Raw genomic sequence first — 22,655 nt, 5'->3', positions numbered from 1 at the left:
TTTTACTCCAGAAGTAGGCAAAAAAAAGCACCCGTTTTGGGTGCTAAGTAAATAATTTAAATTAACCTTCAGAAGTACTTTGAGTAATCTGATTTGTATAGTTCCAGACTGTGTTTTCCCATACATCACGTACAGCGACACGAATGTAATATGGGGTTGTTGGTTGTAAGTCTCCAAAAGTAGTTGTTAAATCTGTGCCGGTCCATGTAGGCGCCGTTTGTGTTGGATCAAAATTAGAAGTTGGGCTGAGCCATACTGCATAATCCATCAGATCGGGAACTTCACTCGGTACCCAATTCACTGTAATAGAATCAACCGTAGCAGCTGTATAAACATTTAGAAGTACTGGCGGTACCGGATTGCTAATACTTAATTCAGCATAAGTACTGATCTGGTCACCGTTTTTACTTGCAACACGTATTGTATAAGCACGGCCGATACCATCAGTTTTAGCCTCTTCAATGGAATAGCTATAATCCGTATTTGTTGTATCAACTTGACGAATCATTGCACCGTTCGACCAGACCTGAACACGATAGCCATCTGCACCAGTTGAGCTTTGCCACTGAACTTTGAACGTGGTACCAACAAACGGCGATTGGAGTGACAAGCCTTTCACCCCCGCAGGACGGCCACCAGATAATGTATAGCTGTATGCTGTTACCTCATCTAATGTCTGTTCTTTGCGCTCCAATCCGTTAAAGCTAGTGAACTTTAAGAAGATCTGTTTACCCACTAAGTTTTCATTATATGGATATTCAAAAATAGCCCGATCAAGACGTACAAAAGGCTCACCAGCGTTATGGATTTCAGCATCGTCAAAACGTCCACGTAGAACATCACTTAAGGTATAAAGACCAGATCCGTTTAACGTGGCCACTTGATAATTAAAATACTCATCGCCGACTTTACAAAGCGTTTGATCGGCTTGAGCATCTTCTAATGTGCCGCTGAAGATTCTACTTGCTGTATTTAGCTCAACTTGCAAGGCGGTATCATCTGCATTAATGGCCGTAACCAATTGCCCGTAACGTGCAGATCCATAGATAGTGCCGATCATTTCATAAGTCGTATTATCAAGGCTGGCCCAAACGTTACAGCCGCCCCAATTAATACCCCCTGATACAGCCACCCAGACCTGATTCTTTCCATCGGTAAGATCTAGCGGAGGTTCAAATATAGCCGGAGCATTTACATTACCGGCTTCTTCATTGCCACCCTGATAGCCATTAGAAGCTTGTGAATCGTATTCAATGGCAGATCTTGAACCTACGGCAAGTTCTTCAGCCGTGATGGTTAATTCACCGAACTCATCTTCCTCTATACGGGTAATACGTACAGGGAATTGTTCTAAGCCTAATGCTTCATCGGTAATGGTGACAATATCCATCGGCTCAAGCCGGCAGTACTTCCAACCCAAAGTAAACTCATATTCATTACGCACATAAAGCAATCGTTGTAAGCGAAGCTGTGCAGCATGACGGGCTATTTTGGGCTCACAAAAATAATGGCTTTCTACTGGATCCTCGGTCCTTAAACCAAACATCTCAATATTTGCTTGATCCTTGGCTTCAGTCGTTTCTGTGTTGTACTGGTTATAGCGGTTGATGTATTCAATCTGCACATGATTATAGGCATCAGTATCACGACTACGGCGTACTCGTACCGGCTCATCATCACTAATGAAATCATCATCAGTTAAGTGATAAACAGGTGTGAGATCCGGAGTAAACGTAACGCCGTTACCTGTAATTGCAGAATCACCAAAGGATCTAATTTTTAAACCGTCTGGACTTGGTACCACCGCACAATTTACTGCCTCGACAATCTCATTAATTGTTTCATAGGCTGCTCGCTGCTCTGTAAATGCTGGGCTAATTAAAAGATTTGCTGCACGACAATAAGTACGGAACTCTTCCAAATCTGCCATATTTAGATTTGGTGCTGCGCCGTGCCGAGGATGTGTAATAAAGTCTTCAATTACATCTGCGGGATTTGCATCATCAATAGTTTCTGACAATGTAATAGTGCTAATCACTTCAAAGTTATGATTTGAAAGACTGGCGCTATTTCCCATCTCATAATTGGCGCATGCCACATATCCTAAAAATGGATAATTAATTGCCTGATCCGGATGCTTTGAAACTAACCAACCCCACGGCGGGTTATTATTCCCATCGCATAATTCAAACTTTAACTGATCGATTGGATCCAGCGTAATAGATCCTTCTTGTTTTGGAATGTACTGGTCTTTATCAACCCATATCAAACCAATCTTCTTAATCTGGTTCTCACATAGGCCAAGCATGAGAGAGGCGCTATAACTAAATGTAGTATTGCTGGTTTTAGTGCTCCCACCTTTGCCGCCTGATTTCTCAACCGTAGTATGAGGGGTAGCCAAGAAATCCCCGTACCAAAACATATTTGCAGCTACACGGGTTTTGCCATAAACCAAAGGCTGACAAAGCCCATAAGCTGATTGTTGAATCCGCATAGAGTTAATACGGGTATCAGTAGTACTAATCGTGGTACCGCCAAATAATCCACCCATTATTTCAGCCTCTTCATACGAAAAAAGCCCGCTATACGGCGGGCTAAACTTCCTTTAGTTCCATCTTGGATAATCACTCCCTGATGGATATAACTGTGAATGACCTGCGGCCACTCAATAACAATTGCCCCATGACTGATGCATTTGCCGAAATGATATAAAACAATGTCACCCGCTTGTGGTGGTCCTTCAATCGGATCACATACACCTAGAATGAGTTCTAAATAACGTTGCCCCATCTGGTGCATGTGCCAGTCTGGTGGATATGGCCGTGGATCTAAGTGGTCCATGAGGCCTACTTTTTCGTAAACTTCACAAATAAGAGTTCCACAGTCAACACCCACCCCTTTTACACGGCCTTGATGATGGTAAGGAGTACCCAACCACGTAAGAGCCTCTTGTACTGCTTCTTCGTTTTTCTTCATGATAGTTACACCGTTGACTTCAAGTAAGGTGAAACTACGTCGCTTTCTTGGTAATAACCTGCATTTGAAGAGTGAACACCGTTAGTTTGCTCAGTCACAGTCTTAGGGTTTCTTGCATTAACAGCTACTAGAGATTCAGGGTAATTATTCTCTGTATCTACATTGACACCTGCGCCAAGAACATAAATTCTTGAAGATTCCTTACCACCGTAATATGCGTACAACAACTTATTAAAAAGTCCAATATTGCGCTTTGCACGTTTAGAAGTCTGACCACAAGCATAGTTATAACCAAAAGCGTCCTGACTTGCGTAAGTAGGCGGTGAACACACAGCGACACGAATAGTTGAATTTACTGCAAGGATCGAATTAATAAGCGTGTCCAGTTTCGGGAAACCAGTCGTACAAAAATCAATTACAGCCTGATCCGAAGATAGGCTAAACGTATCATTCACACCAAGAGAAATGAAAACATCATCAGGTGTTTGCAAGTTGTAGGTAGTTAGATAGTTTTGATAATCAACTTTAGAAGCTGATGCATTCCAGAATGGATTTCCTGATTGCGATTGAACATTGCTAAATGCAATAGTGCTATCACCGATCATTGCAGCATCTTTCTTGGTTAAAGTTCCATCCGCACCATTGGTAGGAGCTAAACCAGTAAAGCTACATAAAAGAGTACCTGAGCCATTAGAAAGATTAGTTTCTTGAACAGTAAACTCACCGCCGTTGAGTGTATAAATAGTCGCATTAATAGCTGGCGCTGTAGTAATACCGCTTACAGTGAAAAGATAATAAGTTCGCCCAGCGGTCGTATAGTCATTAATGGTCCAGCCGCCACGACCTTCATGTAAGTTCGGAGCAGTACCACGTGTACCGATAAGAGTGATACCCATTACATCAGTTGAAGCATTATTTAGAATGCCTTGAGTGATAGCACCCGAAGCCATACGCGAATCACCAATCCCTTGAACCTTTTTTGTAATTCCAGAATTAGCGTTTTTGCTGACAATAACAACCTGTGAAGATGCCGCTGCCAAGTGCAATCCCGTGTATTTATCAACAACACCCAAGCTTAATGGATAAGTACCCAAGCCATCATTTGCAACCGGCTTAATGCGCCAACCTCTACGCTTATGCATTCCCTTAGAACAAGTGATATCGAAATCATATAAATTATGATCAACGACCATCGTGTTCTCTAAGAAAATATTACCCTCCAAACCCTCCATAACGTAGATCTTAGGCGGTAAGAAAACTTCAGGAACATATGGCTGAATAGGCGTAGGATTTCCACCACCGCTATTTGCTAATTTAAGTAATAGTTGAAAGCCAGCACTAACAAAGTTGCTTGCTGGTGATGTTACAGCTATTGGCGCCGTACCCCAGTCACCTGTGCCGTCTGAGATGTTGAATCCGCGAGATTCAAGATTACCGCTAGCCGCAGAGAAGTAGCGCGTGCCTATAGATTTTATAGTGTCTGATCTGAACACAATAACAAAAGGAACGTTTGGCGGTAATGAGATAACTTGATCTAGCTGTATTTCTTGTGCTGCTCCCGAGTCAGCAGTGGGGAAAGTCTTACATACACCAGAATAGTCAGGGTTTGTGACGTTTGCTTGTAGTACAGAAGCGCCGCGCGTATCAGTAGCTACTTTAGCTCCGTAATAAACGCGATATTGAATAGGTTCAACAGTCGTACACCACAGATTAGCTTTAATGTAGTTAAAATTAACTCCACCAGCTCCACTGACGTTGTTATATCCCACGTATGGCTGTGACCGAAGCACTAAGCCAGTTAGTTCGTTAGCTGTAAACTGCTTACCGAAATATTTATCTTGAGACAAGTTGTTTAGAGCAGCTGCAACAGATAAGGCTAGTTCTGTCTTACTCGTATACGCTAAGTCAAACTCAGCTTTGTACGTAGCCGAGTCTTTAAAGACAGACCAGCCCGACCATAATGATTCGAATTGTTTATTAACATAAAAGAATTTATCTCTACCATAAGGGGTAAAACGCACTTCTTTATATGCGCTGTTAGCCGTATAGCTGATTTCTAACCTACCGAACTTAAACGGCATGGAAGGCATGTTAAGTAACGAGTCACCGATAGGTATTGTCGGTGTGTAATAACGACCTACAGGCAAGTTTAGTACGTCCTGCCCTGTAGTTAGCGCCGTCATTGAGGAAAATTGAGTTGAGCGCGTTACAAAGCTATCCCACACACTGTCATAGTTGCCAGTGGATTGCAGCACCTTACGAAATATCGGTGGTGTATTATCCAAGAAAGGGTAGAAAGTTTGGGTACAGCCTGAACTTTTAGCTCCAGTAGGGTCAGGGTTGTATAGTACAGTTACACCTTGTACCAGATTATTACCTGAGTACATTGGGCCGTTAAGTACTTGCGTATTGGTTAAGTTAGCGCCCCAATGATAGTAAATACCTTGTTTATAAAAGTTATTAAAATCATCACCAGCTACGATTTTAATGGGCTTAATAAATGGAACCCCATTAAAAGCATCAAGCCCAACCACATTTTCCAAAAATTGTTTTAGTGCAGTCTTAAATCCTTCCTCAGTTACCGAGGCGCCGATAAGCTGATCAATATTAGGTAAAGCCATTTTCTAGCCCCATAAAAAAACCCCGCTCAATGCGGGGTTTTGGTTAAAGATAAATATGTTTAAACAGAAGTTTCAGGAACCGGTACAAATGGTGCTCCACGGAACCGAGCACGGTTGTTAAATCGATTCGTACACGTATCTAGGCGCTTATCACAACCGGGATAAACACGAATGGCTTCACCTATTTCAGGCATGTCTAACAGTGGTAAAGTCAGAAGCAATGCACCTGCTTCATGCAAACGCACAGTACGCTTAATACCAACATTTACACCCTCTAAAAACTCAACCACGCCTTGGGTAAACCATCCTTGAGGCTGACTTAAATTGCAAAGAATCCGGTTAGGCGTACTATTTGACCCAATGACAGTATTAATAGCGAAATCAGAATTTAGTAATCCACATGCGCTATCAAATAAGGTATTTAAACAACCTGGTGTATATAAGTTTCTCGGCATCTGAAGCTTTAAGTTATCAACATCTGAAACCACACTTGCATTAATTTCATATCGATCAAGCTCAGGCTCAACGATACGACCTTCAAATAAAACCAAGGTGCCGGCACTAGTATCAGTTGGCGTATACATATCCATGAATATGCGTTCCAACTTAAACCGTGCTCCATCTAATATGCCATTATGGAAAGCTTGAGCTACAGGAACATCGCCAAATTTAGTGCTTTCATTTGTCTCAATTGTGATAGATAAATTATCTACCTCAATGCCTAAAGATAGGCTAGTACCTTCTCGGCTAATGACAGGACCATCAGCGCGAAACTCTTTACCCTGAACAGTCAAATTAACGTCATAGCTTGTATAGCGATACTCAATTCCCTGAATGGTCGTGATAGTGTACAGATCGGCCATAATGAACTGATCAGCATCTAACAAAGCTATTAGTTGCGGTGATGCTTGTCTCATATCTTAGTTCCCAAGGATCCGATTAACTCGACTTTTCCAGCCTTCCAAAGCTTATGCATAAAGTTAACGTATTGCTGAGTATCATCTTTAAAACGGCATCGGTAGTAATATGTGCCTGTAATATTTAATTCAATCCCAGCCTCTACAGGTTGAGAAAGAACGTATTTACCATCTGCTGTAATTTGTGCTGTAGCAGTATTCCACATACGTTTAGATGTGTTTGCATCCCACATGGATTTAACCGGTGTTTGGTTCCACATGTTAGGATCGACTGCCTGTACTATCTGCTCTTCTGTATTTCCGAGGGGCAAAGGTGTGTCATACATCATCTTGTACAATTGGTATGAGGTAGTTGAGCCATCTCCAGTAAATGTACAATCAAATTGGTTGTCGTCTGGCATCTTATAAAGAAATGAATCAAATGCGCCTCGGCGTTCTAAATAAAAGCCTTTGAGTTGCTGCAATTCTTTTCTCCCTTTACTTTCCCGCAAGAATGCGTAAGACAACGAGATTTCATATTTAGGTGTAGCCTGAAAGCTCGCACGGAGCTCTCGGCCATTAATTGAAGTCATGATCTTGGTATTGAACATGGGGGTAATTGATGTATCCCATTCAAGACCGGGTAACTCTGGAAATAAAACGTTAGACACTTATACCCCCTTATTTACCATTCTTACCGAATCCACGAGCGTAACTATTCAAACCATTAGCAACCGCACGGCCATTTTTCTTTAACAAGCGCTCAATACTTTTTGCATCAATTGCACTGATATTAATGGTCGCTCCAGCTCCACCACCTTCAGCAGCAGCTGCTGCTCCAAAACTTGCACCACTACGCATAGCTTTACCCATTTCACGAATAGTATTCGCATGTTGAGAAGGTAAAACCATTTCGTCTTCATGCAGTTGGGTCACTGGATTCACACCAGATGGAATGTCGTAACCGCCTCGAGCAGATTTGATCTTGCCAGCTAGACCAGCCACTAAACCGAATGCAGCAGCACCGGCACCAACGGCGAGAACTGGACCAATGTAAGGAATAGAAACCATGGCTTTAAATGCGCCCGCCATCGCTTCCCAAGCTGACATCATGATACCTTTGACAGCTTCAGCAGCTTTTAAACCTAAACGAGTTAAACCACCTGCAGCTGTAACACCGGTTCTTGTGGCTTCACCCGCGATTGTTGCTCCCGTTTGAGCCGCTTGGCCTGATGCTTCGGCCGCCGTTTCAGCACCAACGAAACCAAGCTTTCGAGCTAACTTAATCGCTTGGATTCTGAGCCAGCCTTGCAGCTCTTTAGTAGCCGATTGCAAGGCAAATGCACCCATGTCAGCCAACACCGCTTTAGTTGCATTACTCCAAGTCAAGGTACCATTCATAAGTGACTGAATGCCTTGATCCCAAAGGTTTGCAAGCCGAGAAGTAAACCCACCGAACTTAGCCTCAAAGTCTTTCATTTCCGCATCACTGATTAAGCCCATAGACTTAGTGTCAGCAACTTTCTGATCTGTCTCTAAATCAGACATATTGTTTGTGATTTGGTTTTGATTGCCTTGTTTGCCAGTAACGCCTGTTTGCTCGTTCTCAAGTGCCAGACGCTCTAATAGACCTTGCCGCTTAATTTCACGTAATTGATCTTCGAGCTGTTTCTCTAATTGAACTTTGCGAACGTTTGAAATTTTCTTGGCATCATATTCTGCTTGAATCCGCGCAGCCTCAATTTCATATAGGCGCTGTGCTTGCTGTTGATAGTTTTCTATCTGTTCTTCACGAGCTTTTTTATATTCCTCAAACTCTTTTAAACGGATAGCAATGATCTTGTCTGAAGCGTCCTTTTCGGCTTTGACTTTTGCAGCGGCTTTTTCATCGGCAGACATTTTAGATTTTTCAATCTCATCTAATGCCTTTTGAAGATCTAAAGCGACTTTCTTTTCTTCAGATGCATATTTATACCGAATATCAGCAAGTGCTTTCGCTGCCTGCTCAGCCTGACGTTGACGCTCTTTAGCCTCTTGCTCAGCTTTAGATTTTGCCGATGATTTAGATTTTCCTTTATCATCTTTTTCACCGGTGCCAATGCCAAGATTAGTGTTTGGAGGGGCAGAACCTAAGCCAAGTTTCGGTGGTTTCGGTGGCCCAATAGATTTTGTTGGATCCTTAAAAACATAGTTGGTAATCTTTTGATTACCCGCAGTAGTAACATCAAGAATCCGTTTACCTGCTATGACAAGAGAATTGGCCGCCGTGGTTGCCCCTGAATTCCAAGAGTTTTTCAGATCAGCCATTCGACCTTTCATTTGGTTTTTATATCGATCGGTAATACCACCAAGCTGAGACAAGCCACCTTCCCACGCCGCCTTAGCGCCCGAAAAGTTAAAATGTAGAATGTTGTTGACTACACTGCCGAAAGTTTGAAATTTAACTTGCAGTACATCTAAACCATATTGAATAGTGCTGCGGACCATATCAAAGCCAGCCATAAGGCCGTTAAATGCAATAATTAAAGCCTGACAAACTGTAACAACTACGGCGCGAATAATAGCGAATGCTGTTTGAACTCCGACTTGGAAGCCTGTTACTACCACACCCACTGCGCGTAATGCCACAGAAATAGCATCCATAAAGCTAATCTGAGCGTTTGCATCATCCCCAATATTTCCAGTTAAGTCATTCCAGATACCTGCAATAGTATTGAATTGTTCACTTAGAATAGAAAAGAGACTTTCAAAAATTCCAATAATTGATTTAATCGAATCATCAATAGCATCTTTAGACTCAGCAGCAAATGTCAAAAATTGATTAGCCAAATCAGTTAAAGCTGGAGCTGCTTGTGCTGCAATTCGTGTAAGCACACCTTGCAATGTGACCTGTACGATTTCTAAAGAAGCATTAAATTCTTTAGTAGCAGCAATAGCATCTTCACTCATGATTACGCCTAAATCATGAGCTTGGGTTGCATATTTTTTTAATTTTTCACCATTATTATCTAAGAGTGGGGCTAATGCGGTCGCTTCATCCGCAATCGACTCCATATAAAAAGTCATTTCAGCTTGAGAAACATTAGCCTTCTGCAAAGTCTGGTAGTACTTTTCTAGAATCTGCGGACCAGATAAACCTTGAAACTCTTTGGCAGTTACCCCAACTTTAGGCGCGATCTTCTCAAAGAAATCGGCCATCTCACCACCACCAGTTTGCAGGAAATCACCAAACTTATCGTTTACATCTTTCATAATGTCCGATAGCTTGTCCTGCTCAACGTTTACCTTTTTGGCTGCAAATGCCCACTCTTGGAACTCTGTTGTATTTGCATTAGCTAAATGAGATTGAATTTCTAATTCTTTAGATGCCTTACCAACGGCGGACACTAGATCCGGTATTGCTGCCACAGCCTCTGCTGCACTTCTCGCAATTTCTTGACCTATACCAAGAAAGAAACCACCTTTAACTAAAGATAAACCACTGGTAAGAGAGCTTTGAATATCGTTCCCTACTGTTCTAAATCTCTCTGAAAGGCCTGTTGCAAAACCATTTAACTCTGATCTTAAATTCGTAAGATCTAAATTTAAGTTAATATTCCGACCAGTGTCTTCAATTCTTTCAGTAGAATCAGAAACAATCCTTTCGGCGTCCTGCATTCCTTGCCTAAGTTCAGTAGTTCTTGCACCGACATGTACTTCAACACGGTTATTATTTGCCATAACTTCCTCACAGGCATAAAAAAGCCCCATCAAAGGGGCTGTTTAGAAATAAAAAAACCTTGCAACTGCAAGGCTTTAAAAGTTGATTATGACAAATTAATTAACCATATTTTTTTGCAAAATCTTCATCTGAACTACAAAGATAAAGGATACCCTCAATAAAGGCGATAATTGCTGGAATAAAGGTCCAGCAGAAAATGAGATATAAAATACCTTGACCAACTCTACCCAAATAGAATTTATGAGCCCCAAACCCACCTAGAAGCAAAGCAAATACGCCAGCAGCTACCTTACTTTTTCGCCCAGTGATTCTAACATCTTGCTGTCTTACACCACATTTAGGGCAAATTTCTGCACGAACATCAATTTGTTGGCCACAGGCATAACAAAATTTTGTTTGAGTCATAATTTCACCAATTATTTTAAAGTCCGTACAATTTAACAAACTGGTTACTTAATGTCACATTAATATTTATTAGGGCAGCCTTAACCACCCTGTGGGTAACCTTCCAAAACTTCCAGCATATCGTCTTCGTCATCATCTGAGACGGTGATTGCTGGGTCTGTCTCTTCAATTCCTGCAAAAGCTTCCAAGATACGGCAAAGACGCTGTATTCCTATATGTGCGGGAGGGTTACTTTGCTGATATGCACTTAGTGCTCTTAATCTAGGTAAATCCATTTCATTACGTACATAGTCGTAATCTTTACCCATTGTAAGCACTAAATGCGTGTACAGCTCCTCCCAATCTATTCCCCCGAGCCACCCGCGTTGCTGTCATTGTTTCCTTTGAGTCCTGAAACAGACATTACAGCTTCCATAACTTCGGTAAGCTGATCCATATAAATCATGTCAGCAACATCATCACGTGTGATATCAGGATAGTTCCGTTTAAGAGATTTAAAAGCCACATCAATCACGGTACCAACATCATCGGGCTTGAATGCTTGAAGTGCTGGTAGCAACTTTTCAACCGTGCCAAGCGACAATGGAGCAAAAACAAATGGCTGGCCATCAATAATAATTGTTGAGCCGCGCGGGTTTTCAACTTGCTTAAATTGCATTTGGTATTACTCCGATAAATCGATTTTGAAAACACGGTTAAGGTCATCAGCCATAGGCTGGAATTCAAACTCAGGAATATCGTAATCATCCTGCTTTGAACTGAACCCAAGCTTATTACTTGTACAACGGTAGAAATTCATGTGCATGAATTTGCCTTTGTAATCACGCTGAAGATCTAGGGAAAATTCAGGTGTATAACCCATATCTAAATTCGACACGGTAATTGACTTTCCACCGGCGACCGTTGCGGAATATCGGAAGCTAATGAAAACTATCTTCCCGACATCGGCAGTTGCAAATGTATACGCACCTGTTGCGTTATCCACGCTGTATTGCCCTGCCGTTGGTGCTGAAGCTACACGCTTAAGTGGAATAGCCTTCCCATCTGTAACACCTAAATCCTTAACAAAAGTGCCGGCATTAGGAACTACAGGTGTAACCAAGCCGCCTGCTTGGATAGTTTCACCATTAATGGTTTGAGATACTGTCTCTATTCCACCTTCAGCAACAACACCGCCAAAGAAAATAGAATTCAACAACGTTCCATTAATGCGTCCGAACGATGCTTTACCTTTAATTGAACCCTTACCACGTGCAGCATCTACGGCAAACTGTCCACGGCCAAAGAGTTCTTTTAAATCAAAACTAATATCGACACCGACCGACTGTAATACCCCTACCTCTACAGGTGTGGGATTACTAATCGGCTGCCCATAAACATCTTGAATCGGTGTAGCAAAGATTTTGCCGGCACCAAATAAATATTGAGCCATTTATTTTGACCTCTCTAAAATGACAAAACCGCCATCGAGGCGGTCATAAAATGAATATTTTGTTAATTAGTTGTGAGGATCCGGATAGGAATAATGGCAATCGCCTGATCATCCAGCATGTTTTCTACTGCTTCATATACTTCTACTGTGCCCTCGATCCAGCAATGCTCTACCAAACCACCTAAGGTTTGATATTCGCTAAATTCTGGATGGTCTGGCTGAATAGCTTCACGTACACGATCGATGAAAATATTCATCTGTGATGATGGGGGTTTAGCGCTATCGGCCTCATGGATATAGAGATAGACCTCAGCGGCTAATTCAACTTTTGAATCTAAACCATGTACCGGCACTTCTTGTTGATTACCTTGTGTAATAAACATGGCTGGGCGTTGTTCTGCTGTCACATGATTGAAGTGACGTAAACGGCGACTGACCGTAATCAAACCATCTACCCTTGTACTTAACCGATCAAACAATGCTTGATAGATTGCTTCACTATCCACCTGCTATACCTCGCTGAATTGCTGCATCAATATTTTTCGGCACAATCTTGGCCACAATATCCAATGAATCACGCATGAATCGTAATTCTCTAAAACGAACATTCCTTGAATGAGCCTTAATATTGACTTGAACCGGTGATATAGGTCGACCAAAAGCTTGCTTAATGGTTCTTAGATGGGCTTTAACCCCCAAAGAACCATTTAAACCAAACTCATGAGCAAAGGCATAAGGTACCAATGCACCACCCGCTCCCACCGTTCCCTCTATCGAATCTTTATCCTCATCCACTTTAGATGAAACGGATCCACGCAAGCGGCCAGACTGTACATTAAGCCGTTGGCCACTCAACATATCTTCCTGAACAATCCGTTGTAAGCGCAAAGTAAGAGCGTTAATCGTGCGTCTTACTTCAAACCTAATGCGATCATTCATCTCATCAAAGTTGACTCGAGTCTCAACACGATTATCACTCATGGCCTATTACTCTTTAGCAGAGGCCGCCGATTTCTTTGGCTCAACCACTTCAATGTAACGCTCAAAACCTAGAGGCTTTAATATATTAATAATGTCGTCCTCAGATTCTAAAACGCCGTTTTTGATATCAAGGTTTTGACCAGCAACAACGATTTTTGTTGGCTTATAACCTTGGGGTGCCTGATATTTAAAAGGCATGGGGATCTCCTATACGACAAAAGAACCAACACCTAAGCGATTAGGGTTTGTGCCTTCATCATCAATTGGAATTGAATTTTTTAAAGCAAGATAGCGCTGACCATACATACTTAGATCATAGAAAGCTTCTTTCGATGATCTGGAATAACTCACGCTTTGACCCGCAATTGTCATACTCGAGGCGGTACCAAAAGCGGCACCATTGCCGCTTGCGGTACCAACTTTAAGAATATGTGCTGCATATAGACCTACAGCACGTTCCTTTAATGCCCCAAACTCAATTTGAGATACAACCAGATCCGCTTCTTCTAATGCGTCCTGAATTTTTTCATCAGATAAATTGACCAAGGCTGTATCAGTCGAGAACTTTTCACGAAACGTTTGTACGTCCACAGGTCCACCTTATTCCTTAGCCTGAGCTAACTTAGCTTGTAACTGCTCAAGTGTTTCATCTTCACTGAACGTTACTTCAAGCGCTGCAAGTTCAGCTTTCACAGCGGCCAACGCTGCTTCATCTGCTGCCTTAGCGGCGTCACTGGCTGCATCCGTTTGCTTGCCACCTTTACCGCCACGGCCACCCGTTTTACCTGCTGCTTTTGGTTCATCATCGGCGGTTTCCTGAACTTCAAGTTCACCTTTTTCAACGAGTGATTTAAAGGCTTTACCTTTTGAAATACGCGTGAGATCCGCAGCACTAACTTCTACGGTTTGACCCAGACCAACTTGAATCCCATCAAAAGAAAAAGCGGCCTGAGAGCCGCTGTAAGTAATTTTTGGCATGTTTAGTTTTCCTTATTCAACATCGTAGTAGCGGAGAGAATCGACACGTTTTAAATAGACACCTTCATACATATAGTGGCCTGGTGTACGCATCACATAATTGATAGGTTGAGCTGCCAAGAATTCCAGTTCATTACAACGGAAAGTAATGCAGCTTGGATCACGGCGATAAATAATGCTGCGGTCCGTATCACCTTCGCCTTTACCCTCAAGAGTACTTTCAGAAGTAAACGTTAGTGTTTTACCTTGCATTGCAAAGGTGTTCTTTTCCTTAATGTATTCAAGAAAAGTCTTACCTGCAGAATCCGGAACGATACGGCTAGCAAGGATAGTGAACTTATTCTCAGGCATCACGAAAGTATCAGGCTGAACACTGCTATCAAACTTAGATGCATTGGTAGCACCTTTAATCGCCTTGTTAATGTCTGCAAGAACCGCTTCAACTGTAGCTGTTGCATAATCTAATGTTGAAGTAATCACCTCTACACCTGTCTGATTATAGAAACCAAGTAAGCCCGTTTCAGGTTCTCCAAACCATGCAATGTCACTCATATGATTTTCATAAGCCAGACGAGCAGCTGCAACTTTGTCAGTCGTAAGCTGGATACCAGCTTTTAATGCCGCTGCTGCATCAAAAATACTGATTTCATAACCAATAACACCCGGTTGTACGGTGAGTTTTACTTCATCGTAAACAACTTCTGCTAGTGGCACATCGTTGCCTAGACCCGAGAAACGTTTACCACGTCCTACACCTTTCTTGCGCTGTAAGACACTTGCGGATCCCATTACTGCGCCGTCTAATGACTCAATAGGCAAATATTTTGCATAAGCCTGAGCTTCTGCAAGCTGCGGTGTCATTTCATCAATTGATTCAAGCTTTAACAGTAACTTTGCGAAGTTATCTAAATTAAAGGCATCGCCAACGGCGGCTTGTACACCATGGGCTACAGCCGTTAAGCGAATTTTCATTCGTTCTAATTGTTTTGACATTGTTTACGCTCCACGTAATCGAAGAATTGCTAAGCCATCTGGACCCGTAATGGTTTCCCAAGATGCATTAGGTAATTCAGTAGAATCTAATGCTGCAGAAGAAAGAGATCCAAGCGGTGCTTGTGGTGTTGGGTTTGCTGTACGAACATACACCTTTGCATTGATGTCAATTACAGGCGCTGTAGGTTTCACCCAAATAGAACCAATTTGCATGATGGGTGCACAGTCCTTAGCTTGATAGGCTTCTTTACCTAATGCATTTTTCCCTGTTTTACCGACGTGCTGAAAAACTACCACGCCAAACTTTGTATTAGTTGCACCAGTTACCGCGCTAACGGTTTTTCCATCGGCAGCTTGAACCACCACTTCGCCGTCACTTACTACGCCTGTGCCAGCGACTGGTAAAGATAAGATTTCTTCGGGCATATGCAAACGTGCACGCATACCCGGAATTGCTTGAGGTGTTAAAGACATTATCTTTTCTCCAGATACTTAGAAGCTTTGTTTCCAAGCTTCTTTTTTGTTGTTGGTTTTGTTCTCATCTCCTTGAGGCTTACCATCACCAGCATTTACTTGCTGTTGTTGGTTAAGTGCATCACCTACAGGATTTGATGGTTGTGTACCTTTCAAAGCAGATAAGGCGCGGAAAACTGTATCGATCTGATCAGGCTTTGCATCGCCTACAGAAACGCTACCCAACACAGCCCCAACCAAGGCATCACCCGCTTTCGCCGCAATCACGTCACGCTTGATCTGTTCACATGTGCAACCTTCAGTTTTAACCGAGGGTACCAATGCTTTAGCGTCAGCAATCACAGCAGCACGCTCGGTAGCAGCTTGTTCAAGTTTCTCTGGTGTCATCTGGTTCTTTTCCAAATCCCCGACTTTTTGCTCTAGCGTTGTTTTATCGGTATGCAATTGATCAACAACTGCTTGAACTGCATTAAGTTCATCGCCGATAGAAAATTGCTTGTCACCTACTTTAAGCTTTGCGGCTTTTAAGTTATCGATTTGCTCTTGCTGGATCTTTAATGCATCAGCCAAAGGCTTGTTATCGCCAATGTCAAAACGCATACCATTTACAATTACTTCCATTGTTTTCCCCTCTGGTGGAGTTTGCTTTTCGTCACCGATGCGACAATCACCACCACATCGACCATATTTAACGAGTGCTACGTGATTGCCAATAAAATTGATAAATTTGGCTTGGTACACCGTGCCATCTGGCGCCGTGCCCTGCTCTAAAACTAATGTGGCTCCATAACCAAGCGACATTTCCAATCGCTCGTTGTTCTGGATCAAATCAATGCTGTCCTTATCTTTAATGAGCAAATCGCCCAATAGATATTCGCCTTCTTGGCGGACATTCTCACAATAGCCAATGTGATAGTCCTTCCAGTTGGCTGCATTAATTTCATTCTTGGGTGGGTGATAATCCGTAGCATCTGCCCCATCCCAACTTTTGATGGCTTCTGGTTTAAAAAGTTCTTCAGCAGGTGTGTAGACGTTAATAGTCTGATCTGCTGAAAAGCCTTCTAAGTTTGGGAACTCATACGCATAGTACTGACGTACCTGAGGTGCTTTTCCCAAGCGAACATTTACACATTTCAAATAACCTTCTGGGGTAAATAAGCGTGATGATTCACTTGGCGCAAAGTCACCTACCTTAAAGTGGTAAATGGTTTTCATAAATTGCGCTCATAAAAAAACCACCCGAAGGTGGTATAAAATTAATTAGCAAATGATTTAAATATTTAAATCATATTAAAGAAGTCAAAAAGATGAAGTTAAATGCAGAAATCTTTAGTTGAATTTAATTTGATTAAATTAGAAATTTTTTGACATTCGCTACAAAATTTTTTCACATTAAATTCAACTATACATTTAGGATCACTTCCAAATTCATCGGAACCCATAACTAAAATATGCTCACCCTCTTCAATTCGAAAATTAATTTGAGTTATACATCTATGCTTAATTTTATTAAGCAACTTAATTAATTGTATTTGTTTAATCGCTTTTCCTTCATCTATCTTTGCATGTCCAGATTTAGAACGATCAAATATAATCAAATCTTTATAGGAAATATCAAAATCAACTTTTCCAACTTCTGATTTCAGCAATCTTTTAAATTCTCTTGAATAATAATTCTTTGAATCATTAGGTAAGTCATCTCTTAGCCTTAATATTTCATTAACTATAAAATCAAAATTTTTAATTGCTATTTCACTTGTTTCATTACATCCAGTCAGGTAATTTTTTTTCCAATGTAACATAAACTCATTTGAAACTTGAGCTAATAAATCTATTGCTTCATCTAAGTTTTTACCAACCCTATTAACTAAAAAATGAGTGGGATTCCCCATTTATTCACCTATAAAAATATGAAATTAGCTTGATCATATAATTACAATTATCTATTAATCAATCAAAATATCCTCAAAGTAAAGTTAACAACCTTGAAGTGTTAAATTTTTTACTTATATTGCACTCATAAAAAACCCACCGGATGATGGGCTATTAAAAAATATTTTTTACACTTCCACTTCTACAAAAGTCTGTCCTTTATGCTGATAAATATTAAGTTTAAAAGGATGTCTATCGACCTCACACTTCATATGTATAGTTATACCTTGACGCCGCGGACTTGGATTTTTTGTTAAATCTCTATCAACATTAATCCCGTCGTTAAGCACTTGAACGTGGTTTCCTTGTTCATCGTCTTCACCACGTTCAAAAATTTCTACTTTACCTTGATGAGTGTAGTCATAACTACAAATTGGACATTTGATTACCCCTTGAACATGATCAAGATATGCGCTCAATGGTTTTGCCATATGCTTTAACTCTAAAAATATTAGTTAATTACTTATAATATTTAAATGTTGCTCAATCAATCAAAATATCCTCATAGTTAGGCAATGCCGTACAACGACATCGGATAGGCTGACCGGGATGTCCTCCATCTGGAGGTGAATCCCATCTAAATGATTTGCCCTGTTTATGCTGATGGTCTGGCCTCACACGCTCATCTTTAGCCGTTTGCCATGTGTATGTCTCAACACCCATTGAAAGTTGTCTGGCTTTATTGATCTGCCCATTGATCTTACCCATCTGATCACTAGCAATAAGCCGTGCACGAAAATCTGTAGATTGCCCTAATGCTTTAATCTCTTTAGCCAAATCTTCATTGGTTTGACCAGTTTGCAAAGCGTTTGTTACCAATGCCTCTAACTTGTCTGTGTACTGCTGAGGAATAGACTTAATTAAACTAACGTTTGAGGTTATGTTTAGGTCTACTTCGTCCTGAATATCTGCAGCACGATAGAACGGCGTTAGATCCACACCAATAATTGTTTTAGTGTGCTCTGCAATTTGCTTGTCCACTTCCTTTTGGGTGTCAGTTACAACCTTTGTGGCTAACGGCCTAGAAATCTCAACAACATACTTTGTCAGCTTCTCTCGAAACGAAGTCATCATGTCCGAGAACCAAGCATCACCTATGTTTTGGCCTACCGTTGGAATGACTAGATCCTTAGTTTGGTCCTGACAGTATTTTGAAATAGCCAGTAGTTGCCGTGTGTAATACAGCTCTACACGGCGATTTACGTGCACGGCTCTCGGCTTGGAAGCTTTACGCCCTTTTTTACGTTTCTTCGCCTGCTGGAGATGGGGTTTCAGTATCTGTATTATCGTCGTCATCAGGCTTCACCATTGTCTCAAGCTCTTTGATATGTTCTTCATCAATCACTGAATAAACACCATCAATAACAAGCTGTCTTGCTATCTGTGGCTCTGTAATGACACCCATTTGAAGATATTTATCGTCACGTTCTGCGTTAGCTTTCTCAACCTCGGCACGAACCTTAGCGTCTAACTGCCATAGAGGATTGAACACAACGTCCAGAGTTGGAATCTGACGACCAAATGTAGTTTGAACAATCACTCCTAGAAGCCTTAACATGAATGGTTTTAATGACCATGTTTGCTTAGTTGCGATACTGTCATAATAGTTGCGTGTGTCATGTTCGCCTGTTGCATTCATTCCCGCTGGTGATTGACCGAATAAAACCGTATATGGCATTTCGGCAGCTCCAGAAGTTTGTATCGAATATTCACGCATAAGGTCAGGTAAGCCACCAAAGCTATAAGATTTAGAGTCGTACTCCTCCTCTTTATCTAAAACGATCATGCCGTTTAGACCTTTAAGCAACCCAACACTAAGAAAACGTTCTGCTACACCTTTTAGATCCTCTTTGATCTTATCAACCAAATGCGGTGTTCTAATCACATCAATTTTTGATTCATGGACTAGACTAGCAGTGGCCTTCTTCACGGCTGCATGATCTAGCAGATCCTGATAGACTTCCTGCAAAATACTTTGAGGCTCTTCATTCACCACATCAGCATGGGCAAATTTAATTAAGCGAGTGTGGTGGATCCGTTGGTTAGACCTGCCATCGAGCTTAAGCTTGTAAAATTCAGGTTGCTTTAGAAGCCCACCTGCTTCATTTGGAGGTAAGTACTTTGAAGTATCGGCTTCAATCTGCTTTTTCTTCAGCACCGTGAAAAACTCTAAACGACCAACGCCTAACTTGTTTAAATCAAACGGTTGGTCTAAGTCACCGCCGTCCACAGTTCCTAGAAGCACATAGCAAACGCCATATAAGCGAGAAAGGACTAAACTAGATAAGAGCACCCTATCTAAGTTAAAAGCCTTACACGCCTCTTTAAGTTTCAATAACTCGTTATCTTGAATGCCTTCATAGAACCACCCAGCTCGGAGCATGTCACTTGCTGGGCGGTTCACAATACGTTTAGCTAACCAGTGTTGATAGACCGCTTCTAGTTGCTCATCTGGAATTACTTTCTTAACAAAAGAACCGTGTGATGCCTTGTCACGTTCGGTACCAAGATTTGAGACAAAGTTTGTATACGCCCCTGCATCGCCAATTGCATCGGACTTTTTATCTTCAGCCATAATTTCCTCGTTTAATCAAATACAGTTGGCTTACTTGCTAATGAATCGTTAATGGCATCAATGGTCGGATCCCACTGATCGTCATGATCATGTGACCAATCAGCGGAGAGCCCTTCAATTTCTTCAACATAATTCAATAACCATGGTGCTTCTGCTGGCAATAAGACCCGGCCATCTTCAACATAAAGAATGACGTCCATAGTTCTTGATAGCTTGTCATCGTCACGCTGAATAGCCCTAATCGGCAATGTTGTTTCTTTCGCAATGGTTTGAATTAAACCAGTACCACTGGCTTTATCCTCTACTGCCATATATCGAAGCTTGCCGATGTGGGTATTGCCATCTTTGTGTTTTTTAATGAAGTCCTTGGCTACTTTTAATAGCGCTGGCGCTTCCCATTTGCCACGCTTCACATCGATGATGTAAAGATTATTGTCATAGCCAAGGCCAGCACATATGAATGCTGAATAGTCGTTATGCTTCTTAACCTTCTGTGCTGTATCTGCCCATATTCCGCGCCACTTAAGAACAGGCAATTCAAGGTAACGTCCAAACCATTCAGCTTTAACAAGATCACCGCCTAGCTTTTTAGGACTTTGCTGGTATTGGCTCGCAAATGTGTAACGCGATACCGTTGCGCCGTCTTTATCCTCGCCACCTTTCTCCAATTGCAGCAATGAAAGTAAAGATTCCTTTAATGGCCAATAGCTTTGTCTGCCTTTCGCATCACGCTCAACATCACGTGGAATTTTGCTCTGTATTTTTTCGGGTAACTTACTGATGTACTCATCATCGATAAGCGCGGGAATACTGATCTGTTCCCATTCACCCGGCACATTACCAGTCAGTACAAAGTTTGTCGGATCCTCAACATGCAAACGCTGCATGATCAGAATAATGGGGGTGTCAGATTTGGCTTTACGTGAGTTGACCGTGTTTAGAATCTTACGGTTAGCTTTACGTCTAGCGGTCTGGCTAAATGCATCCTCAGGCTTTAACGGGTCATCTAGAATAATCGCACCGGTAAAGCCTTCATTCGCTAATGTACCGGCACGGCGACCAGTGACCTGACCACCCATGGATGCAGAATAAACATGACCAGCATCATAGCCATCGACCGTAGTTTTCCAACTCGATTTAGCATCGGTACTGGTAGAAATCTTTACTGGCCATAAATTCTGAAAGTTCTCCGACTTAACAATGTTCCTTGCTGTTGCAGATACATCTTCTACAAGTGACTGTGAGAATGATAAATACAAAAAGCGCGAACGCGCATTACGTGCTATGCCACGGGCAATAAGGTTTGTTAGTAATTCAGTTTTACCACTTCCGGGTGGAACGTTAATAACTAAGTTTTTAACCTTCCCAGCAATTACCTCGTCAATCTTGTCGGCAATATATTCATGATGCCAATTGACCGAAAACTTAAAGCCCATTCGAGGCAAGAAAAAACGCCGTGTGAAAAATAGATGTTCTTTCTCACATAACTCTCGCTCTAACTGCATTTCTAGCAGATTAGTATTTACCTTGGAGTTCATTTAACACCTGCTTTATTTGTTCAGGCGTTGCAACAATTTGTGTGACATGCTCACTTTGAAGGGGCCCACCACCAGCGCCAGTTACTTCGGTTTTATTGGTGAATTGTCCGCCCATGTCCTTTGCAGCTTGCTCAAGAATTTTTAGCGAAAATAAAGGATTCTTTGCATGAACTGAATATTGTTTTTCAAGCCTCTGTAATCTGACTGCGAGATTAGCAATAGGAATATTTAAAGGCTTTGCTAAAAATTCATTTCGTGTGTGCTCGAATTCTTGCTTTAACTCCTGACTAAGATCTTTTCCAGCCCGCTTGGTTGGGTCATATCTTTCACACTGTTGGCGTGAGATCTTGATCTTAAATTCTTCGTTGACGAGCTCAACTGTCTCTTGTGGTGTGTTAAATACAGCAAGTGACCGTACTATATAGAGTTTGACCTCTTTTCTAAGTGCTGCCATAAACCTCTTCCTGTCAACGTACGTCAACGTAAACAGGCAAAAAAATTAAGCCAGTTTCAGAAGACAAGTACCACATGCATGAGCAATTTTTGCTTTTGAAATTGTCGGACCTGCATTAGCTAAATCCACCATATGTTGTACGGCGTCATTTGCACCGTATCTACCTACAACACCATGAAACTCTTCAACGTCATGGCCACGTAAATAATGTTTTGGCATTCCTGTGATAGGACTCAAGATCAGGTCGCCCTCATCTGTACGCTTAACCCCTATGTGGTAAAGCTCATGCTCAATGAGTGCACAAAAATCGATATCACTACATTCAGAAGAATAACGAGCATCAATAGTGATAACGTACTCAGGGATATGGCCAAACCAATTAATCATTTGTCTTTCTTGGCGCATCTTTTGCCAACCTCCAACACGGAACATGACGCGCTCGGTTTGCCCCAATACGACTTGACCAGCCTTAATAAATGCGGTTGAAGCCCATAACACTTTAAAAAAACAACTACCAAAATAAGTTAAATGATCATGATCCGGATTATGCAATGGGGAGTTTGAATCAATGAATGTATCCCAAATCCAATTCTCAAGTTCTTGTGCTGGCTCAAAGTCAACACTGTCATAATTAGGATCTAGTTTAAGTAAATGCTCTGGTGGCTCTGGTCTCTTCATA

The 22,655-nt window shown here is 41.6% G+C and carries 25 protein-coding genes; all 25 read right to left on the bottom strand.

All coding sequences use genetic code 11. From position 1 onward, the window contains the following. Window positions 1-61 precede the first annotated feature (61 nt). Entirely contained in the window at window positions 62-2,551 is a 2,490-nt protein-coding gene (locus KTH84_RS02720) for a phage tail protein (RefSeq protein WP_262471869.1), read from the bottom strand. Further along, on the bottom strand, window positions 2,551-2,976 hold the full coding sequence (locus KTH84_RS02715; protein WP_262471868.1) for a C40 family peptidase: 426 nt from the start codon (window positions 2,974-2,976) through the stop codon (window positions 2,551-2,553). Before KTH84_RS02715 ends, KTH84_RS02720 begins: the two co-directional genes overlap by 1 nt. A 5-nt stretch (window positions 2,977-2,981) precedes the next feature. Continuing rightward, window positions 2,982-5,597 carry a hypothetical protein gene (locus KTH84_RS02710; RefSeq protein ID WP_262471867.1) on the bottom strand — a complete coding sequence of 872 codons (2,616 nt, stop codon included), beginning with the start codon at window positions 5,595-5,597 and terminating at the stop codon, window positions 2,982-2,984. Window positions 5,598-5,656: 59 nt separating this feature from the next. Then, on the bottom strand, window positions 5,657-6,514 hold the full coding sequence (locus KTH84_RS02705; RefSeq protein ID WP_262471866.1) for a DUF2163 domain-containing protein: 858 nt from the start codon (window positions 6,512-6,514) through the stop codon (window positions 5,657-5,659). After that, window positions 6,511-7,164 (bottom strand): DUF2460 domain-containing protein, encoded by a 654-nt coding sequence (locus tag KTH84_RS02700; RefSeq protein WP_262471865.1) that lies wholly within the window; start codon window positions 7,162-7,164, stop codon window positions 6,511-6,513. The genes KTH84_RS02705 and KTH84_RS02700 overlap by 4 nt, the downstream gene beginning before the upstream one ends. A 10-nt stretch (window positions 7,165-7,174) precedes the next feature. Continuing rightward, window positions 7,175-10,213, bottom strand: a complete 3,039-nt coding sequence (locus KTH84_RS02695; RefSeq protein WP_262471864.1) for a phage tail protein — start codon at window positions 10,211-10,213, stop codon at window positions 7,175-7,177. A gap of 100 nt (window positions 10,214-10,313) precedes the next feature. Next, window positions 10,314-10,619 (bottom strand): TM2 domain-containing protein, encoded by a 306-nt coding sequence (locus KTH84_RS02690; RefSeq protein ID WP_032034283.1) that lies wholly within the window; start codon window positions 10,617-10,619, stop codon window positions 10,314-10,316. A gap of 80 nt (window positions 10,620-10,699) precedes the next feature. Then, complete coding sequence (locus tag KTH84_RS02685; protein WP_262471863.1) at window positions 10,700-10,927, bottom strand: hypothetical protein; 228 nt, start codon at window positions 10,925-10,927, stop codon at window positions 10,700-10,702. Window positions 10,928-10,962: 35 nt separating this feature from the next. After that, window positions 10,963-11,277, bottom strand: a complete 315-nt coding sequence (locus tag KTH84_RS02680; RefSeq protein ID WP_262471862.1) for a hypothetical protein — start codon at window positions 11,275-11,277, stop codon at window positions 10,963-10,965. A gap of 6 nt (window positions 11,278-11,283) precedes the next feature. Continuing rightward, the gene (locus tag KTH84_RS02675; RefSeq protein ID WP_262471861.1) at window positions 11,284-12,051 is read right to left on the bottom strand and encodes a hypothetical protein; all 768 of its coding nucleotides are present in this window, start codon (window positions 12,049-12,051) and stop codon (window positions 11,284-11,286) included. A 62-nt stretch (window positions 12,052-12,113) separates the two neighbouring features. Then, a complete protein-coding gene (locus KTH84_RS02670) occupies window positions 12,114-12,557 on the bottom strand; it encodes a hypothetical protein (protein WP_262471860.1) in 444 nt (147 codons plus the stop codon). Then, a complete protein-coding gene (locus tag KTH84_RS02665; RefSeq protein WP_262471859.1) occupies window positions 12,550-13,032 on the bottom strand; it encodes a hypothetical protein in 483 nt (160 codons plus the stop codon). The genes KTH84_RS02670 and KTH84_RS02665 overlap by 8 nt, the downstream gene beginning before the upstream one ends. Window positions 13,033-13,038: 6 nt before the next feature. Continuing rightward, complete coding sequence (locus tag KTH84_RS02660; protein WP_262471858.1) at window positions 13,039-13,230, bottom strand: hypothetical protein; 192 nt, start codon at window positions 13,228-13,230, stop codon at window positions 13,039-13,041. A 9-nt stretch (window positions 13,231-13,239) separates the two neighbouring features. Then, the gene (locus tag KTH84_RS02655; protein ID WP_262471857.1) at window positions 13,240-13,623 is read right to left on the bottom strand and encodes a DUF4054 domain-containing protein; all 384 of its coding nucleotides are present in this window, start codon (window positions 13,621-13,623) and stop codon (window positions 13,240-13,242) included. Window positions 13,624-13,632: 9 nt separating this feature from the next. After that, window positions 13,633-14,010, bottom strand: coding sequence for a hypothetical protein (locus KTH84_RS02650; RefSeq protein WP_262471856.1), 378 nt, complete (start codon window positions 14,008-14,010; stop codon window positions 13,633-13,635). A 12-nt stretch (window positions 14,011-14,022) separates the two neighbouring features. Next, the gene (locus KTH84_RS02645) at window positions 14,023-15,003 is read right to left on the bottom strand and encodes a DUF2184 domain-containing protein (protein WP_262471855.1); all 981 of its coding nucleotides are present in this window, start codon (window positions 15,001-15,003) and stop codon (window positions 14,023-14,025) included. A 3-nt stretch (window positions 15,004-15,006) separates the two neighbouring features. Beyond that, window positions 15,007-15,477, bottom strand: a complete 471-nt coding sequence (locus KTH84_RS02640) for a hypothetical protein (protein ID WP_262471854.1) — start codon at window positions 15,475-15,477, stop codon at window positions 15,007-15,009. An 18-nt stretch (window positions 15,478-15,495) separates the two neighbouring features. Beyond that, a complete protein-coding gene (locus tag KTH84_RS02635) occupies window positions 15,496-16,692 on the bottom strand; it encodes a DUF2213 domain-containing protein (RefSeq protein WP_262471853.1) in 1,197 nt (398 codons plus the stop codon). Window positions 16,693-16,790: 98 nt separating this feature from the next. Beyond that, window positions 16,791-17,369, bottom strand: coding sequence for a hypothetical protein (locus KTH84_RS02630; RefSeq protein WP_262471852.1), 579 nt, complete (start codon window positions 17,367-17,369; stop codon window positions 16,791-16,793). A gap of 168 nt (window positions 17,370-17,537) precedes the next feature. Then, window positions 17,538-17,828 (bottom strand): hypothetical protein, encoded by a 291-nt coding sequence (locus KTH84_RS02625; RefSeq protein WP_262471851.1) that lies wholly within the window; start codon window positions 17,826-17,828, stop codon window positions 17,538-17,540. Between the two features lie 64 nt (window positions 17,829-17,892). Then, a complete protein-coding gene (locus tag KTH84_RS02620) occupies window positions 17,893-18,705 on the bottom strand; it encodes a phage minor head protein (protein ID WP_262471850.1) in 813 nt (270 codons plus the stop codon). Then, window positions 18,650-19,984: a DUF1073 domain-containing protein gene (locus KTH84_RS02615; protein WP_262471849.1), complete on the bottom strand. Its 1,335-nt coding sequence runs from the start codon at window positions 19,982-19,984 to the stop codon at window positions 18,650-18,652. Before KTH84_RS02615 ends, KTH84_RS02620 begins: the two co-directional genes overlap by 56 nt. Window positions 19,985-19,995: 11 nt before the next feature. After that, a complete protein-coding gene (gene terL, locus KTH84_RS02610; protein ID WP_262471848.1) occupies window positions 19,996-21,522 on the bottom strand; it encodes a phage terminase large subunit in 1,527 nt (508 codons plus the stop codon). After that, window positions 21,500-21,976, bottom strand: a complete 477-nt coding sequence (locus tag KTH84_RS02605) for a DUF2280 domain-containing protein (protein WP_262471847.1) — start codon at window positions 21,974-21,976, stop codon at window positions 21,500-21,502. The genes terL and KTH84_RS02605 overlap by 23 nt, the downstream gene beginning before the upstream one ends. 45 nt (window positions 21,977-22,021) lie before the next feature. Next, window positions 22,022-22,654: a putative metallopeptidase gene (locus tag KTH84_RS02600; protein WP_262471846.1), complete on the bottom strand. Its 633-nt coding sequence runs from the start codon at window positions 22,652-22,654 to the stop codon at window positions 22,022-22,024. Between the last annotated feature and the right edge of the window lies 1 nt (window position 22,655).

The organism is Acinetobacter sp. WU_MDCI_Abxb74 (assembly GCF_025513915.1).
GTDB classification, from domain to species: domain Bacteria; phylum Pseudomonadota; class Gammaproteobacteria; order Pseudomonadales; family Moraxellaceae; genus Acinetobacter; species Acinetobacter calcoaceticus_C.
Note: the sequence above shows the minus strand (reverse complement) of the source record. Positions and strands in the feature narration are given on the sequence as shown.